General features: G+C 61.4%; 2 protein-coding genes. One reads left to right on the top strand and one right to left on the bottom strand.

Features of this window, described 5'->3' with window-relative positions:
- Positions 1 to 664: class I SAM-dependent methyltransferase (locus AC1DYI_RS31685; RefSeq protein WP_477208086.1), on the bottom strand; the 664-nt coding region annotated here is incomplete at its 3' end.
- A gap of 196 nt (positions 665 to 860) precedes the next feature.
- On the opposite strand from AC1DYI_RS31685, the gene AC1DYI_RS31680 reads away from it, so the two are divergent.
- On the top strand, positions 861 to 2468 hold the full coding sequence (locus tag AC1DYI_RS31680) for an FkbM family methyltransferase (RefSeq protein WP_477208085.1): 1608 nt from the start codon (positions 861 to 863) through the stop codon (positions 2466 to 2468).
- Positions 2469 to 2769: the final 301 nt, after the last annotated feature.

The following is a 2769-nucleotide window of genomic DNA, read 5'->3' as shown; positions in this document are numbered from 1 at the left end:
CCGGCTCCGTCGCCCTGGCCATGATGGTGCCGCGCACGTATCGAGGATTTCCCGTCGGCCTGACCTTGTTGCTGCCAAGCAAGTCAAAACAACAGAACTGCATCATGGAGCGCGCGGCCTCGAGGCTCGGCACGAAATACGTTGTGTATTCGTCCATCACGGGTGCGCCGAGATTGAAGTGAATGATCGGCCCGGGCTCTTCGGTCGCGACAGTCTCCAATATCAGCAACCCTCCCGTCTTCAACAGATTACGCGCGATCAGGATCGCCCTCAGCGGCGAAACGAGGTGGTAGAGAAGTCCCCCCATGATCACTACGTCGAATGACGCGGCGCCGAACCGTTCAAGCAAATCTTCGATCGAAGTTGTTGGATGGTAGTCAACCGACGATTTGAAAATCCTGCAGGCCGTCCGCATCGAAGCCCGGTCATAAAGATCGGTGGCAACAACGCTAGCGCCCTCTTTCTCGGCAATGAAGGCGATCAAGCCATCCATCGTGCCGATATCCAGAACGCGCGCCCCTCTAAGTGGAACCTGTTCCAGAAATGACAGCGCCCCATAGAGCGACCAATTTTCGGGAATGGATCGACCCTTGGCGCGCAATCCGTCACCGAAGTTGATACCGTGAAACCATTTATGTCGGTCGATGTCGGCCTGTGTGTGCATTTGATTCTTCCCTGGATCGGCGAAGCGGCTGAGTCTACCTTAGCAAGCCGTTGAAATACCCCGGAGGGGGAGCGTCGCGCGGATGCGCTGCTGGGCACGCGCCTTATCCCTGGACCCGCTCGGCAGTCGACCGGCACGCTTGCGGACCGCAGATCGCAGTAGCATCGCCGACCTCGACTATTGCCCAGGCCCAACAATGACGCCGACCGAATGGGAAGAACGCGCCGCTTCGATCTCTCCGCTGCTCGCGTTTGCGGAGCGCGGCACGTGGGGCGGGGAGACCGGCGTGATGGAGAAGATCTTCAGCCTCATTCCCCCACAGGACGGCTTTGGCGTGGAATTTGGGCAACGCTCGATGGCGGGCGGCACGCTGTCAGCCCTGGTGGAGCGCCACGGCTGGGGCGCCCTGTACATGGACGTGTGCGCCGCCAGCGACCTCGATGTGCGCAGCGCCCCGGGAGGCCGATCGATCACCCTGGCCAAGGAGCGTGTGACACCTGGCACCATCAACGCGCTGTTCGAGAAGCACGCCGTGCCACCCGACCTGGATTGTCTGGTGATCGACATCGACGGCCTCGACTATTGGGTCTGGGAGGCTGTCGATGCCAAGTACTCACCTTCGTTGGTCATCATCGAGTTCAATGCCCACGTCGGCCATGGCGTGGAAGCGACGATCCAGGCCCAGGACGACTGGGTCTACAAACCCAGCAAGAACTACGGTGCCTCGTTTGCAGCCCTGTGCTCGCTGGCCCGCAGCAAGGGATACAGGCTGGTCCACGTACACGGCCCTTGGAACCTGTATTTCCTGAGGCAGGACCTCGCCCTGCCCGCGGACCTGACATTGAGGTGGCCGGTCAGCCAGCAGGATCTAGCACTGCTCACTCGGACTGAGGACTTCTACGATTCGTTGTGCGGAAAGGGAAAGCGCCCGACCTGGATCAACGCTGAGGCCCCCGACGTCTCACGCGCGCCGTGGGAAATCCTGTCGTCGCCGCAGGCCTCCCAGGTCGTCGACCTCGATGGCCTTCCACTTGACGTCATGGCCAACAAGACCGACCCGAACTGGTATCTGCAGCGAACGACCCTTGAGGAGAAGGCCTCACTGCTCTACTCATTCATCCGTGAAGAGCAATTCGTCAACTTCGTCGACATCGGGGCGAATGTCGGATTGATTTCGATATTGGCCAAACGCGCGGCGCCCGCCCTCAGGATCCTGGCGGTCGAGGCCGATCCCAGGCTCGCCAAGCTCATTCGCCGCAACTTTGCGCTTCATCGCATCGAGGGCGCGCAGGTGGTCAATGCCGTCGTCGGGTCTCTCGATTGCGAGGCCGCTTCGTTCAGCCTCAATCCTTCCAGCACGTTGGACAATCGAGTCGACATCGATGGCTGGCAGAAGACGGCCGTCCCCATGATCGCCGTCGACACCCTGCTTTCACGTACCGCCACGTCGGGAAAGACGTTCTTCAAGATCGACACCCAAGGCTTTGAACTCAGTGTGCTACGCGGCATGGAGGCAACACTCGAGAACAACCGGTACTGGGTTTTGAAGATGGAGTTCGCGCCCAACTGGCTCCTGTCGCAAGGGACGGATCCGCTCGTGCTGCTCGACTACCTTCAGGAGCGCTACCAGTTCGCCGAGTTCCCCGAGCGAATTCCATTCGGCACGCCGGACACGGACGCGCTGTTCCGGGATCCTGTTCAGGCAAGCGACCACGCGGGCTTCCTGGACCACGTGATCTCGCTCAACAAGAGCAAGCTGGGATGGGTGGACCTCGTCGTCCGGCCGAAACCTGCGCGCTCATAGCGCATTCACGGCGGCGAGTCGCCGCGCCTTCCACCGGCCCAGCAGGGCAGGGCGGCGTCGCGCCCCCAAGGGCCAGCGTGCTGGCCCTTGGGGCCGAATACAGCACCAGATGGCCGGGGCTATCTCTTGGCTCTTTGCGCATTGAGTAGTGACAGGCGCAGGCCATGAGCCAGTGGAAGTGCATCGTGCCAGGTAGACGGCGGCAAGCCGGGTTCCCTGGAGAAGGCGATGCAGGAACAAGACTGGAAGCGGTGGTTGAAGYGGTTGCACGAGCTCAGCGCTCGGCAGCGCCAGGCGCTGA

The sequence above is a fragment of the Ideonella sp. P3_A4 genome, assembly GCF_056403075.1.
Note: the sequence above shows the minus strand (reverse complement) of the source record. Positions and strands in the feature narration are given on the sequence as shown.